The sequence below is a fragment of the Neorhizobium tomejilense genome (assembly GCF_964254135.1).
GTDB classification, from domain to species: Bacteria; Pseudomonadota; Alphaproteobacteria; order Rhizobiales; family Rhizobiaceae; genus Neorhizobium; species Neorhizobium tomejilense.
Genome location: NZ_CAXUSO020000001.1, coordinates 4,203,176 through 4,216,677, shown reverse-complemented (window position 1 = coordinate 4,216,677; position 13,502 = coordinate 4,203,176). Strand labels below are relative to the sequence as shown.

The window sequence follows — 13,502 nt, the reverse complement described above, 5'->3', positions numbered from 1 at the left end:
CGTTTCGCGGGCCTACGGGAAACCGTGGAACGCGCATCTATACGAATTGATAAGAGCACCGACCGGAAAATGCAAAACGGCCTGAAACCATATGACCACACCTAGAGCGTGGTTTCGCCCGAATCCGCCTTGATGATGTTGATGAACGCCTCGGCCGTCCAGGACAGCGGCGTGCCGGGCATCGAGATGATCCCGTATTCGGAGAGCTTGTCGGGCAGGAAAGGCCGCATGGCGATTGCGTCGCTGCGGAAGAACTCGGCTATCAGCGACGGCACGATGGCGATGCCGAGCCCTTGGGCTGCGCAGGCGCAGGCGGTCTCGACCGAATGGACTTCCAGGCTGCAGCGGTAGCTCGGCACCATGCGGCGCAGTTCGTGTTCCAGCTCGTTGCGGTTGACGCGCTGCCGGCCGAGCAGGATCAGGTCGTTGCGGGCAAGATCGTTGACGTCGATGGCCTGCTTGGCGGCCAGCGGGTGGCCGACCGGCATGACGCAGGTGGTGCCGCTGGTGAAGAGCGGGCGGGTGTCGAAGGAATGTTCCTCCGGCGGCAGGCGAACGAAACCGAGATCGGCGACGCGGCCGCGCACCATGCGTTCGATCGCATCATAAGGGCCGCTCAGGATCTCCACCGTCACACGCGGATGATCGGCCTTGAAGCGGGCAAGGATCGGCGGCAGCATGGTGGTCGCGAGGCTGTGCGGGAAGGCGACGCGGATCAGTGCCTCACCGAAGGCACCCGAACGGACGTCGCCGACCTTGACGCGCAGCCGGGCGACGCTCTCCGCGACGTCATCCACCTCGTCGACCAGGAGATGCGCTTCCGGCCGGGGGATGAGGCGCCCCTTGTCGCGCAGGAAAAGCTCGCGACCGATCTCTTCCTCCAGCGATGCGAGCTGACGGCTGATCGCCGACTGCGACAGGCCGAGCTGTGCCGCCGCCGCTATGGTGGAGCCGGTATCCATGATCGTCTTGAAGATTTCGAGCTGCTTGAAATTCATGCCGCGATCCTACGGAAGGCGGCGGCGAACACAAGCAGAGACATCGAACAGGGTTCCGCGCGCAAAACGCATAGGACCATGCATTCCGCGCATAATATTGCGCATCCCGCGCCGCCAGCTATCGTCGGCCTCAACAACGAGAAAAAGGGAACGTCTTCATGAGAATTCTCTGTCCCTGCGGGACGAAGGGTAAGCAGGAGCGCAGGCTATGACGGTTTTCGTTATCCGTCGCTTCCTGCAGAGCATCGCCGTCCTCTGCGTCACCGCGGTTATCGTCTTCATCGGTATCTATGCGATCGGCGATCCGGCTGAAATGCTGATCTCGCCGGATGCAAGCCCGGCGGAACGCGCTCAGGTCGTCGCCTCGCTCGGGCTCGACAAGCCGCTCTGGGAACAGTTCTTCACTTTTGCCTGGAACGCGCTGCACGGTGACCTCGGCCGCTCCTTCGTCTTCAACCGTCCGTCCATCAGCCTGATCTTCGAACGCCTGCCGGCGACGCTCGAGCTGACGCTGACCGGCCTCGTCTTCGCGCTCCTGCTCGGTATCCCGCTCGGCCTCCTGTCCGGCTTGAAGCCGAACACCGCCACCGACGAAGTGATCATGACCGGCTCGATCTTCGGCTTCTCTCTGCCGAGCTTCTGGCAGGGCATGATGCTGATCATGATCTTTTCCGTGTGGCTCGGCTGGCTGCCGTCCACCGGGCGCGGCCAGATGGGCGAATTTCTGGGGCTCCGTTCCAGCCTGTTTACGCTCGACGGCCTCACTCACCTGATCCTGCCGGCGATCAACCTGTCGCTGTTCAAGCTTTCGCTGGTGATCCGCCTCACCCGCACCGGCGTGCGCGAGACGATGCCGCTCGATTTCGTCAAGTTCGCGCGCGCCAAGGGCATTTCCGAGCGACGCATCGTTTTCGTCCATGTGTTCAAGAACATCCTGATCCCGCTGATCACCGTGATCGGCCTGGAGCTCGGCAGCATGCTCGCCTTCGCGGTGGTGACGGAGACGATCTTCGCATGGCCGGGAATCGGCAAGCTGCTGATCGACAGCATCATGCGGCTCGACCGGCCTGTCGTGGTCGCCTACCTGCTGGTCATCGTCAGCCTATTCATCTTCATCAATTTCGTCGTCGACGTGCTCTATTCGCTGGTCGATCCCCGCGTCCGGCTCGGAGGCGCCCAATGACCGCCCGCGCTCTTTTCGCCGAAGACATGCTGCTCGGCCGCCTGGTAACCGGCATCGGCCGCAGCCCCAAGGCGGTCGTTGCCGCCGTCGTCTGCGTCATCCTGCTGTTTGCCGCAGTCATCGGCCCCTATCTGACGCCCCAGAACCCGTTCGATCTCGCGGTGCTGGACATCCTCGATTCCAAGCTGCCGCCCGGCTCGCAAAGCATGGACGGCATGAACTACTGGCTCGGCACCGACGGCCAGGGCCGCGACATGTTCTCGGCGATGATCTATGGCCTGCGCACCAGCCTCGGCGTCGGCGTATTCTCAGGTATCGTCGCGCTTCTGGTCGGCACGGTGCTCGGCCTGATCGCCGCCTATTTCGGAGGGCGTATCGACACGCTGATCATGCGCGTCGTCGACCTGATGCTCGGCTTTCCGACCATCCTCGTGGCGCTGATGCTGCTGGCGCTGCTGGGCCAGGGGCTCTGGAAGGTGATCTTCGCGCTGATCCTGGTGCAATGGGCGACATTTGCCCGCGCCGTCAGGAGTGCTGCGCTTGTCGAGAAGAACAAGGACTATGTCGAGGCCGCGGTGACGCTCGGCATCGGGACGCCGCGGATCCTGATCGGCCATATCCTGCCGAACTGTCTGCCGCCGCTGATCGTCATCGGCATGCTGCAGGTGGCGAACGCCATTTCGGCGGAAGCGACCCTCTCCTTCCTCGGCATCGGCCTGCCGATCACCGAGCCGTCGCTCGGGCTGCTGATCGCCAACGGTTATCAGCTCCTGATGTCCGGCGAATACTGGATCAGCGTCTATCCGGGCGTGCTTCTGCTCGTCCTGGTCTTTTCGATCAACATCGTCGGGGACCGGCTGCGCGAAGTCCTCAACCCCCGACTTGGTGAAAGGTGAGCGCGATGACACCGGTCCTCGAAGTCAAAAACCTTTCCACCCATTTCATGACCCGCCGCGGGATCTTGAAGGCCGTCGATGACGTGAGCTTCACGGTCGGTGAGCGCGAGATCGTCGGGCTGGTCGGCGAATCCGGCTCCGGCAAGTCGATCACCGGGTTCTCGATCCTCGGCCTCGTCGACCCGCCCGGGCGGGTGGTCAGCGGCCAGATCCTGTTCAACGGCGACGACCTCCTGAAGATGTCGCCGGGCGCCATGCGGACGATCCGGGGCAAGCGCATCGCGATGATCTTCCAGGACCCGATGATGACGCTGAACCCGGTTCTCTCGGTCGCCACCCAGATGATCGAAACGGTGCAGGCGCATGACAGGGTCTCCCGCACGGAAGCCCGCGCCCGGGCTCGCGATGCACTGGGCCTCGTCGGCATTCCTTCGCCGGAGGAGCGGCTCGATTCCTATCCGCACCAGTTTTCCGGCGGCATGCGCCAGCGCGTGGCGATCGCGATTGCCCTCCTGCACCGGCCGGACCTGATCATCGCCGACGAACCGACGACGGCGCTCGACGTGACGATCCAGTCGCAGATCCTGTTCGAGATCAAGCGGCTGGCCGCCGAATTCGGCATGGCGCTGATCTGGATCAGCCACGATCTCGGTGTCGTCGCAGCGCTCGCGGACCGGATCATGGTCATGTATGCGGGCCGCATCGTCGAGGCGGGGCAGGTCGATGGGGTGCTCACCGCGCCGCGCCATCCCTATACGTCCGGCCTGCTCAGCGCCGTGCCTGCCGCGGTGCCGCGCGGTGAACCGCTTCGGCCGATCCCCGGTTTCGCACCCTCGCCGCTGTCTCGTCCTTCCGGCTGCGCCTTCCGTGACCGCTGCGCCCGGGCCACCGATATCTGCGCCACCGAGCCGATACGGTCGATCGCCGCCGGCCGCGAGTTCCGCTGTTTCCACCCTCATCTCTGGAGCGCCGCATGACGAACCCGCTCATGGAAGCCGTGCCCCTCGTAGAAGCCGTGGATGTCAGCCGGCGGTTTTCCCGCAAGCTCGACTATGCGGAAAAGATTGCCAAAGTCTTCGGGGCGGGACTCGAGGAGAAGACCGTACATGCGGTCGACGAAGTCAATCTTGCGGTCTATCCGGGCGAGGTGGTCGGCCTCGTCGGCGAATCGGGCTGCGGGAAATCGACGCTCGGCCGGGTGATGGCCGGCATCATGCCCGCGAGCGGCGGCGAGGTACGCTGGAAGGGCCGGCCGCTGACTTCGCTGCAGGGTGACGACAAACGCGCCATGCGGCTTTCCGCCCAGATGATCTTCCAGGACCCGATGTCGACGCTCAATCCGCGCAAGCGGGTTCTCGACCTGATCGGCGAGGCGCCCAAGGTGCACGGCATCGTCAAGGGCCGGGAGATGCGGGATTATGTGGCCGCACTGGTGACGCGTGTCGGCCTCGATCCGTCTTATCTGGACCGCTACCCGCACCAGTTTTCCGGCGGCCAGCGGCAGCGTATCGGCATTGCCCGGGCGCTCGCGGTAAAGCCGAAGCTGCTCGTCTGCGACGAATCCGTCGCTGCCCTCGACGTGTCGATCCAGGCGCAGATCCTCAACCTGTTCATGGACCTGAGACAAGAATTCGGGCTGACCTACCTGTTCATCAGCCACGACCTCGGCGTCGTCAAACATATCTGCGATCGGGTGGTGGTCATGTATCTCGGCCGCGTGGTGGAAAGCGCCACGCCTGACGAGCTCTTCGACAATCCGAAACATCCCTACACCCAGGCGCTGATCCGCGAACTGCCGTCCGTCACCGATCGCCGCCGGGTGTTCACGCCGATCAAGGGCGAGATCCCCTCGCCGCTCCATCCGCCGGCGGGATGCCATTTCCATCCCCGCTGTCCCAAGGCTTTCGACCGCTGCCGCGTGGAACGGCCGGTCTTGAAGGAAAACGCGGCCAAGGTCGCTGGTCGTCATGTCAGCGCCTGCCACCTGAACGATCTTGCCGCCCATCAGACAACAAACGCGACGGCCGAACCGGCCATCTAAAAAGGAAGGGAACAGACATAATGAAACCGATGAAATTTCTCCTGGCCGGGGTTGCGGCCTCGGTCATCGCGCTGAGCTCGGCTCAGGCCGCCGACCTGATACTCGGCAGCGCCACCGAGCCGTCCGCGATCGATCCGCAGTTTTCGCGCACCGGCAACAACCAGAACATCGCCATGCAGGTCTTCGACCGCCTGGTGCAGACCGACCCGGCAATCAATGTCGAGCCGGCGCTTGCCGTCTCCTGGACAAATGTCGAGCCGCTGACCTGGCAGATCAAACTGCGCGACGGCGTCAAATTCCACGACGGCAACCCGCTGACATCAGAGGACGTGATCTTCTCGCTCACCCGCGCCAAGGATATCCCGAACAGCCCGGCGCCGTTCTCCGGCAATGTCGGGGCGATCGACAGCATGAAGGCGATCGACAAGCTGACCGTCGAAATCAAGACCAAGAAGCCGACGCCCGATTTCATCGAACAGGTCGGCTTCGTCTACATCGTCGAAAAGAAGGTCGCGGAAGGCGCTTCGATCGAGGACTTCAACAGCGGCAAGGCGGCGATCGGCACCGGCGCCTACAAGTTTAAGTCCTGGACGCCAGGCGACAACTTGGCCCTCACCCGCAACGATGCCTTCTGGGGCAAGAAACAGGATTTCGACAACGTCACGATCAAGTTCATCTCGAACGACGCCTCGCGCGTCGCGGCCCTCCGCTCCGGCTCCGTCGACCTGATCGACGCCGTGCCGCCCGGCGACGTGAAGACCCTCCAGGGGATCTCCGGTCTCAAGGTCTTCTCGATCCCCTCGTCCCGGATGATCTACCTGGCGCTCGACAGCGCCCGCGACAAGACGCCCTTCATCACCGACAAGGAAGGCAAGCCGCTCGACAAGAACCCGCTGAAGGATATCAAGGTCCGCCAGGCGCTCTCCGAGCTGGTCAACCGCCAGCTGATCATCGACCGGATTCTCGACGGTTCGGCGGAAGCTGCAGGCCAGCTGGTTCCGAAGGGCGTCGCCGGCAACGATCCGTCGATCGCGGCACCCGCTATGAACGCCGAGAACGCCAAGAAGCTGCTTGCGGAAGCCGGCTACAAGGACGGTTTCGGCATCACCATCCACACCTCCAACGACCGCTTCCCGGGTGATGCGGAAGTGGCGCAGGCGCTCGGCCAGATGTTCGCGCGCGGCGGCCTGAAGGTGAACGGCGTCGTCGCCCAGCCCTATAACGTCTACACCAAGGGTGCCGGGGCCGGCGAATTCTCCGCCTTCATCTTCTCGCTCGGCAACTCTACGCCGACCTCCGCCACGGGTCTTCGCAACCTGCTGATGACGGCCAACAAGGACGCAGGCACCGGTTCGTTCAACCGGACGAAATATTCGAACCCGGCCTTCGACGATGCGATGCGTGCCGCCACCGCCGAATTCGACGTCAACAAGCGCGTGGAACTGCTGCAGAAGGCGACCAAGCTGGTCTTTTCCGACATTCCAGTCATCCCGCTCTACTGGCAGAAGGTTCACTGGGCCGGCAAGGCGAACCTCTCCTATGTCGCCAACATGACGGAAGACACCGCCGCGACGCTCGCCGGCATCGCCAAGTAAGCCTTCCGCTCAACGGTTTGCTGCGGCCCTCTCTCCTGGAGCCGCGGCATACCCCGGGCCGGCCTGACGTGTGGTGGGGCTGGCCCGGAATTGATTTGCAAATTCGAGGATATGGACATGGATACTCTGACGCCATCGCGCTTCGAGGTGATTGCCGACGACGTGGTCGTCGAACGGGATGTGATGGTGACGACGCGCGACGGCGTGAGGCTGGCGACCGACGTCTACCGGCCGGCCAAGGACGGCAAGGCGATCGAAGGCCGGCTTCCGGCGATCATGGAACGCACGCCCTACGGCAAGGCGGAGCGCTCACGTTCCGAGATCGAAGTGGGCATGGCGGAGCCGATGAAGCGCCATGAGGTGGCCAGTTATTTCGTCCGGGCGGGATATGCCGTGATCTACCAGGATTGCCGCGGCCGCTACAATTCCGAGGGCGAGTTCAGCAAATACATTTCAGAAGCGGCCGACGGTTACGATACCGCCCACTGGCTGGTGGAACAGGCCTGGTCAAACGGCCAGTTCGGGACGATGGGCCTTTCCTACGCGGCGCATACTCAAGCGGCGCTCGCCTGCCTCAACCCGCCGGGGCTTGCCTGCATGGTGATGGATTCGGGCGGATTTTCGAACGCCTATCAGTGCGGCATCCGCCAGGGCGGCGCATTCGAACTGAAGCAGGCGACCTGGGCCTACAACCAGGCGATCGGCGAGGGCAACGAGTTTGCCCGTGCCGCGATCGAAGCGGAGGACCTTCACGCATGGTTCAACGTCATGCCCTGGAGCGAAGGCAATTCCCCCGTGCGCTGGATGCCGGAATATGAAAGCTACCTGCTCGACCAGTGGCGCAGCGGCACGTTCGACGAAAGCTGGCGCCGGGTCGGGCTTTACATGGAAGGTTTCTACGAGACTTTTCCGGAAGTGCCTGTCGTGCTGATGTCGAGCTGGTACGACGCCTATGTGAAATCAACGCTCGACAACTATCGCGGACTTTCCGGCAAGGACAGCCGGCCGCTGCAGCTGATCATGGGGCCTTGGCTGCACGGCAACCGCAATGCGACGCTCGCCGGCGACACCTCCTTCGGGCCGACGGCGCCGCTTGACGGCAATGTCATGGAAAGCTGGCTATCCTTCCGCCGCAACTGGTTCGACCACTGGCTGAAGGGCAAGGACAATACGGTTGCGCAGGAACCGGTGGTGCGGGCCTTCGTGATGGGCGGCGGGTCGGGCACGCGCAACGCGGACGGCCGGCTGGATCACGGCGGGCACTGGATCGAGGCGGCCGACTGGCCGCTGCCGGGAACGGAATTCCGAAATTACTATATCCATGAAAACGGCTCGCTTTCGACCGACAGGCCGAAGGCGGAGGCTTCCCCCTTCACCTACGACTTCGACCCGAAGAACCCGGTTCCGACCATCGGCGGATCGCTGACGAGCGGACAGCCGATCTTCGAAGGCGGCGGCTTCGACCAACGCGAGGGCGACAAATTCTACGGCTCGAAACATCCGGGCCTGCCGCTTTCGGCGCGTGCCGACGTGCTCTCCTTCGAGACCGAGCCGCTCGCCGAAGATGTCGCCGTGGTCGGGCCGATCACGGTCGAACTTTATGTCTCGTCGGATGCGCCGGACACGGATTTCACCGCGAAACTCGTCGACGTCTATCCGCCGAGCAAGGATTACCCGACCGGCTACGCGCTCAACATCACCGACGGGATCATCCGCTGCCGCTACCGCAACTCCTTCGAAAAGCCGGAGCCGATCGTCAAGGGCGAGGTGTTCAAGGTAACGATCGAGCCGTTTGCGACCGCCAACTTGTTTGCCAGGAGTCATCGCATTCGGGTGGACATTTCCTCGTCCAACTTCCCGAAGTACGACATCAATCCAAATAGCTATGCGCCGGAAGGCCGCGGACGCACAAGCCAAGTGGCCCGCAACACCGTTTTCTGCGATGATATGCGTGCATCCGCCATCCGCCTGCCGATCGTCGGTAGAGTGGCAATGGCGGCGCTGAAGCCCATCGCGAAATGAACGAGGCCATGCTGACCGTCGCCGTTACCGGCCAAATCCTGATCCACGGCCCCCTCGACCTCCATGGCGAGGGACAGGCCGAGGTCCAGGATTTCCTCGAGGCGGATGTGGTCTTCGGCAATCTCGAGGCGACGGTGGAGACTGCCGGTGCATGGCCGACCAAGACGAAGACGCTGCATCTGGCTTCCCCGGATGCGCTGGTTTCCATCCGGGAACTCGGTTTTCACGCGGTAACGCATGCCAACAACCACGCCTTCGACCTCGGCCCGCCGGGCATCGCCTCGACCCGCGCCGCGGTGGAAGCGGCCGGGTTGAAGCTTGCCGGCAGCGGGCGGGATATCGAGCAGGCTGCCGCGCCGGTCATCGTGCCGGGACCTGAGCAATCGCTTGCCATCTTCTCCGTCGATCTCGGGCCGCAGCCGGACATCAACTATGCCTCGACGGAGCGCGGCGGCATTGCCCCGTTGCGGATGAAGCGGACGGTGAGCGTGCCGGCAGAAGAATTCGAGACGCTGAAGAGGATCGTCGGGACCCTTGGCGACGACAAACGGGGCGCGGCACGTGCTGCCGTGGGTTATGATGCGGGCGAGCGCCCGGAACTGGAGGTCTTTGGCACACCCGTCGCTGCCGGCGACGCCATCGGCGCACGCTGGGCGGCGGACGAGACGGACATGCAGCGGCTCGTCGACGGCATCGATGCCGCAAAGGCGATAGGGGATCTGGTGGCGGTGGCGCTCCACGGCCACCACTGGGATTCGAACTGGAAAACGACGCCCGACTGGCTGCTCGATCTCTGTCGCGGCCTGATCGATTGCGGCGCCGACCTGGTGCTTGGTACCGGCGCGCCGGTCATGCAGCCGCTCATCCTTTATCGCGGGCGGGTGATCATCGCCGGCCTCGGCAACTTTGTCTTCCACACCGGGCGGCCGGCGACCTATGACGAAAAGCACGTCGATGTCTGGCGCAGCGCCGCGATCCGGTTGACGCTTGCCGATGATGGTACGTGCAAAAGACTTGAATTGCTGCCGATTTCGGTCGGCAGGCCCGTGGACCACGACCTGCCTTTGGGGCCGGTTCCGCTGCAGGGCTCCGATGCGGACGATATCAGGGAAAGAGCTTTTGCCGGGCTTTCCGCAGCGGACAGGCAGGTCGTTTTTTGATCAGCCGAGCTTGCCGGTGAAAATGTAACCGACGCCGCGAACGGCCTTGATGAGCTGGGGATGTTTGGCATCCGCCTCGATCTTGCGGCGCAGCCGGACGATCTGGGCATCGATCGTGCGGTCGAAGGCATCGAGCTGCCGCCCCCTCGTCGCGTCCATCAGGAAATCGCGTGTCAGCACCCGGCCCGCATGCTGCACGAAGGCCGCCAGCATGTCGAATTCGCCCGTCGTCAGCTCAACTTCGCCATCTTCGTTGGACAGCAGCTGGCGCCTGGAAAGGTTGAGCGTCCATCCTTCGAAACGGACGATCTTCTCCTCGTTTTCCTCCTGCTTCGGCTGAGCCGGCTGGCGCCGCCTGAGGATCGATTTCAGCCGCGCATGCACTTCGCGCAGGTGAAACGGCTTGGCTATATAGTCATCTGCACCGATCTCGATCCCGATAATCCGGTCGACCACGTCGTCGCGGCCGGTCAGCATCATGATCGGAACGTCCGATTGCATCCGGATTTCCCGGGCAAGGTCAAAACCGTCCTGGCCGCCGGGCAACGACAGGTCGAGGAGGATGATGTCGACCTCCTGCCGTTTCAGCTGAGCGCGCATTTCCTGCCCGTCGGATACCGCGCTGACGGCATATCCCTCGCCCTCGAAATACCGCGTCAGCATCTGACGAATTCGAGGATCATCGTCGACGACGAGAATGTTGGCTGAGCTTGCGGGGGATGACATCAACAGGGAACCGGCGTGTTACAGATTGTTACCAATTAGAACCGTCTTTCACACGACTAGCATTCGCGCGTTACCGGGATTCGGTCAACTGCCTTAACCAAACGGATAGGGGCAGTTTCATGTTTGTCACGGATTATGCGAAGACCTTCAACACGGCAGCAGCAAGACCGCTCGACGAACCGGATTGTCTCCATTCGCTGTTCGCCAAGCAGCCTGTGGAATATCTGTCGGCCGGCCAGGCCCTGTTTTTCGAGGGCGACGAGGCCAGGCATATCTTCGAGGTCATGGAGGGGACGCTGCGCGTTTTCCGGATCATTTCGGACGGACGCCGGGTCATTACAGGGTTTCTGCATGCCGGCGATATGATCGGCGTGTCGTTCCGAGATAATTATATCTACACTGCGGAAGCCATCACCACGGCGAAGGTCCGTCGGCTGGCGCGTCGGCAATTCGAGGCAGCCGTCATCAATTCCGAGAGCCTGAGGCCGAAGGTCTTTGCCCGCGTCTGCGACGAAATGGCCGCAGCCCAGGACCAGATGGTGCTCCTGTCGAGCAAAAGCGCGGAAGAGCGGCTCTGCACCTTCCTTCTGAGATACCTGAAACGCGCGATGGCCGAACGCAATGCGCAGCCGGTCGTCGATCTCTCCATGAGCCGGCAGGACATGGCCGACTATCTCGGACTGACGATCGAGACCGTTTCGCGTACTATCACCAGGCTTATCGGCAAAGGCGTGTTGAATGTTCTGGACCCGGCTGCCCGTCATTCCATAAGAATCGAGCGACCGGGGATGCTTGCGCAACTCGCCGGAGACGACGATGACTGTGGAGACATGCGGCGCGACCTGATTGCTCTCGGTGAGCGACGGCGCCATTAGACGGGAAAGATATGAACGGCAATACAGGATCCGAAGCCACGACGGAAAGCCAACTCGATGCCGTCACCTTTCTTCTCGACCATGCCAACCTTATCGTCCATGGCGTTGACGGCGTCATCCGCCGCTGGACGACAGGTTGCGAGCAGCTTTACGGCTGGCGGCGGGAGGAGGCTCTCGGCAAGGTCGTTCACGATCTTCTGGCGACACAGTTTCCCGAAACGCTCGACGAGATTCGTCGCCATGTCCAGACCTATCATGCCTGGCAAGGCGAGGTCGTCCATCATCACAAGCATGGGCACCCGGTCTTCGTGGCGACCCGCTGGGTGGCCGTCAATCCATCGAGCGACGGTCCTTCGGTCATCATTCAAACGAACAACGATATCACCGAGATGAAAAGGGTGCAGAACGATCTTGCCGAACGCGAAGCGCATCTGCGCTCCATTCTGGACACGGTTCCGGAATCGATGATCGTCATCGACGAGGTCGGCTGCATTTCCTCGTTCAGCGCCGCCGCCGAGCAGCTGTTCGGCTACTCGTCCGACGAAGTCTGCGGGCAGAATGTGAAGATGCTGATGCCGTCGCCCGATCGCGATGCCCATGACGGATATATCTCGCGCTACCTCACCACCGGCGAACGCCGGATCATCGGCTACGGCCGCGTCGTGACCGGGCAGCGCAAGGACAAGAGCACATTTCCGATGGAGCTTTCGGTCGGCGAGGCTGTCACCAACGGAAAACGCATTTTCACCGGCTTCGTCCGCGACCTCACCAGCCGTCACAAGATCGAAGAAGAACTTCGCCAGGCCCAGAAAATGGAAGCGATCGGCCAGCTGACCGGCGGCCTGGCGCACGATTTCAACAATCTTCTCACCGTCATCAGCGGCAATCTGGAGATGATCGAGAACAAGGTCGCAGATGCAGGCCTGCTGGAACTGCTGCATGAAGCCCAGGGTGCTGCGGAAGACGGCGCCAAACTGACAGGCCAGCTTCTGGCCTTCGGACGGCGCCAGCCGCTCAACCCGAAGCTCGCAGATGTCGGCAATCTCGTCTCCGGCTTCTCGGAGCTTCTGCGGCGAACACTCGGCGAAACGATCGAGCTTCGCACCACCGTGACCGGCGTTTCCAACGAAGCGCTGGTCGATGCATCGCAGCTCCAGAACGCGCTTCTCAACCTGACGCTCAATGCCCGGGACGCGATGCCGCGTGGCGGCAAGCTGACGATCGAGATCTCCCGCGTCAGGCTGGACGTCGACTATGCGCAGATGTATCCCGATGTCCGCACCGGCGATTTCGTGCTGATCTCCGTCACCGATACGGGTGTCGGCATGCCTTCCGACGTCAAGGACAAGGCTTTCGAGCCATTCTTCACCACCAAGGGCCTGGGCGCGGGAACAGGTCTCGGCCTCAGCATGGTCTACGGTTTCGCCAAACAGTCCGGCGGGCATATCCAGCTCTATAGCGAGCCCGGACAGGGCACGAGCGTCAGAATTTTCCTGCCGGTGGCGCGCAAGACGGAGGCGGCGGGTCCGCTTGCCGTCGAGGCCGGCTCGAAGCAGGCCACCATTCCGGGCGGCACCGAAAAGATCCTCGTCGTCGAGGACGATCCTCGCGTCAGGCGCATCGCCGTGTCCCGGCTGACGCAGCTCGGTTACGGTGTCATCGAAGCCTCGAACGGCCAGGAGGCGCTGGACCAGCTCGGCCAGCACGACGGCATCCATCTTCTTTTCACCGATATCGTGATGCCAGGCGGAATGACGGGCGACGAACTGGCGGCCGAAGTGCGCGCCAGACGCCCCGGCATGAAGGTATTGTTCACCTCCGGCTATGCGGAACCTGCCATTGCCGGACGCGAGCTCGCCCAATCCGGTAGCTGGCTAAAGAAGCCGTATACCGCAAGGGAGCTCGCGGTGCGGCTTCGCGAACTGCTGGACTGAGCAGGGTTTCGAAGGGGCTGCATCTGCGGCCCTTTTTTTGACAATCGCCCAAGAAATGCCTGAGCGGCTGGC

The 13,502-nt window shown here is 62.8% G+C and carries 11 protein-coding genes; 9 read left to right on the top strand and 2 right to left on the bottom strand.

Annotated features, from left to right (window positions below):
- Positions 1–101 precede the first annotated feature (101 nt).
- Positions 102–998 (bottom strand): LysR family transcriptional regulator, encoded by an 897-nt coding sequence (locus ACSQ3G_RS20715; RefSeq protein ID WP_105416833.1) that lies wholly within the window; start codon positions 996–998, stop codon positions 102–104.
- A 208-nt stretch (positions 999–1,206) separates the two neighbouring features.
- Between ACSQ3G_RS20715 and ACSQ3G_RS20710 the strand changes: the two genes are divergently transcribed.
- The 7 genes from ACSQ3G_RS20710 (at position 1,207) to ACSQ3G_RS20680 (ending at position 9,895) form a co-directional block, all read left to right on the top strand.
- Entirely contained in the window at positions 1,207–2,181 is a 975-nt protein-coding gene (locus ACSQ3G_RS20710) for an ABC transporter permease (RefSeq protein ID WP_046638255.1), read from the top strand.
- On the top strand, positions 2,178–3,077 hold the full coding sequence (locus tag ACSQ3G_RS20705) for an ABC transporter permease (RefSeq protein WP_436111368.1): 900 nt from the start codon (positions 2,178–2,180) through the stop codon (positions 3,075–3,077). The genes ACSQ3G_RS20710 and ACSQ3G_RS20705 overlap by 4 nt, the downstream gene beginning before the upstream one ends.
- A gap of 5 nt (positions 3,078–3,082) precedes the next feature.
- Positions 3,083–4,054, top strand: a complete 972-nt coding sequence (locus tag ACSQ3G_RS20700) for an ABC transporter ATP-binding protein (protein ID WP_436111367.1) — start codon at positions 3,083–3,085, stop codon at positions 4,052–4,054.
- On the top strand, positions 4,051–5,118 hold the full coding sequence (locus ACSQ3G_RS20695; RefSeq protein ID WP_436111366.1) for an ABC transporter ATP-binding protein: 1,068 nt from the start codon (positions 4,051–4,053) through the stop codon (positions 5,116–5,118). Before ACSQ3G_RS20700 ends, ACSQ3G_RS20695 begins: the two co-directional genes overlap by 4 nt.
- Positions 5,119–5,138: 20 nt before the next feature.
- The gene (locus ACSQ3G_RS20690; protein ID WP_436111365.1) at positions 5,139–6,713 is read left to right on the top strand and encodes an ABC transporter substrate-binding protein; all 1,575 of its coding nucleotides are present in this window, start codon (positions 5,139–5,141) and stop codon (positions 6,711–6,713) included.
- A gap of 117 nt (positions 6,714–6,830) precedes the next feature.
- On the top strand, positions 6,831–8,735 hold the full coding sequence (locus tag ACSQ3G_RS20685; RefSeq protein ID WP_436111364.1) for a CocE/NonD family hydrolase: 1,905 nt from the start codon (positions 6,831–6,833) through the stop codon (positions 8,733–8,735).
- Positions 8,732–9,895 (top strand): CapA family protein, encoded by a 1,164-nt coding sequence (locus ACSQ3G_RS20680; RefSeq protein WP_436111363.1) that lies wholly within the window; start codon positions 8,732–8,734, stop codon positions 9,893–9,895. The genes ACSQ3G_RS20685 and ACSQ3G_RS20680 overlap by 4 nt, the downstream gene beginning before the upstream one ends.
- On the opposite strand, the gene ACSQ3G_RS20675 is transcribed toward ACSQ3G_RS20680, so the two are convergent.
- The gene (locus ACSQ3G_RS20675) at positions 9,896–10,621 is read right to left on the bottom strand and encodes a response regulator (RefSeq protein ID WP_105416823.1); all 726 of its coding nucleotides are present in this window, start codon (positions 10,619–10,621) and stop codon (positions 9,896–9,898) included.
- Positions 10,622–10,740: 119 nt separating this feature from the next.
- Between ACSQ3G_RS20675 and ACSQ3G_RS20670 the strand changes: the two genes are divergently transcribed.
- Together ACSQ3G_RS20670 and ACSQ3G_RS20665 are read left to right on the top strand one after the other, a co-directional pair.
- Positions 10,741–11,496, top strand: coding sequence for a cyclic nucleotide-binding domain-containing protein (locus tag ACSQ3G_RS20670; RefSeq protein ID WP_436111362.1), 756 nt, complete (start codon positions 10,741–10,743; stop codon positions 11,494–11,496).
- Between the two features lie 11 nt (positions 11,497–11,507).
- Positions 11,508–13,430, top strand: a complete 1,923-nt coding sequence (locus ACSQ3G_RS20665) for a hybrid sensor histidine kinase/response regulator (RefSeq protein WP_436111361.1) — start codon at positions 11,508–11,510, stop codon at positions 13,428–13,430.
- Positions 13,431–13,502: the final 72 nt, after the last annotated feature.

What these genes read in the sequence shown, in the direction of transcription:
- ACSQ3G_RS20670 (WP_436111362.1), top strand. Translation starts at nt 10,741, where the DNA reads ATGTTTGTCACGGATTATGCGAAGACCTTCAACACGGCAGCAGCAAGA.
- ACSQ3G_RS20705 (WP_436111368.1), top strand. Translation starts at nt 2,178, where the DNA reads ATGACCGCCCGCGCTCTTTTCGCCGAAGACATGCTGCTCGGCCGCCTG.
- ACSQ3G_RS20665 (WP_436111361.1), top strand. Translation starts at nt 11,508, where the DNA reads ATGAACGGCAATACAGGATCCGAAGCCACGACGGAAAGCCAACTCGAT.
- ACSQ3G_RS20700 (WP_436111367.1), top strand. Translation starts at nt 3,083, where the DNA reads ATGACACCGGTCCTCGAAGTCAAAAACCTTTCCACCCATTTCATGACC.
- ACSQ3G_RS20675 (WP_105416823.1), bottom strand. Translation starts at nt 10,621, where the DNA reads ATGTCATCCCCCGCAAGCTCAGCCAACATTCTCGTCGTCGACGATGAT.
- ACSQ3G_RS20685 (WP_436111364.1), top strand. Translation starts at nt 6,831, where the DNA reads ATGGATACTCTGACGCCATCGCGCTTCGAGGTGATTGCCGACGACGTG.
- ACSQ3G_RS20690 (WP_436111365.1), top strand. Translation starts at nt 5,139, where the DNA reads ATGAAACCGATGAAATTTCTCCTGGCCGGGGTTGCGGCCTCGGTCATC.
- ACSQ3G_RS20680 (WP_436111363.1), top strand. Translation starts at nt 8,732, where the DNA reads ATGAACGAGGCCATGCTGACCGTCGCCGTTACCGGCCAAATCCTGATC.
- ACSQ3G_RS20715 (WP_105416833.1), bottom strand. Translation starts at nt 998, where the DNA reads ATGAATTTCAAGCAGCTCGAAATCTTCAAGACGATCATGGATACCGGC.
- ACSQ3G_RS20695 (WP_436111366.1), top strand. Translation starts at nt 4,051, where the DNA reads ATGACGAACCCGCTCATGGAAGCCGTGCCCCTCGTAGAAGCCGTGGAT.
- ACSQ3G_RS20710 (WP_046638255.1), top strand. Translation starts at nt 1,207, where the DNA reads ATGACGGTTTTCGTTATCCGTCGCTTCCTGCAGAGCATCGCCGTCCTC.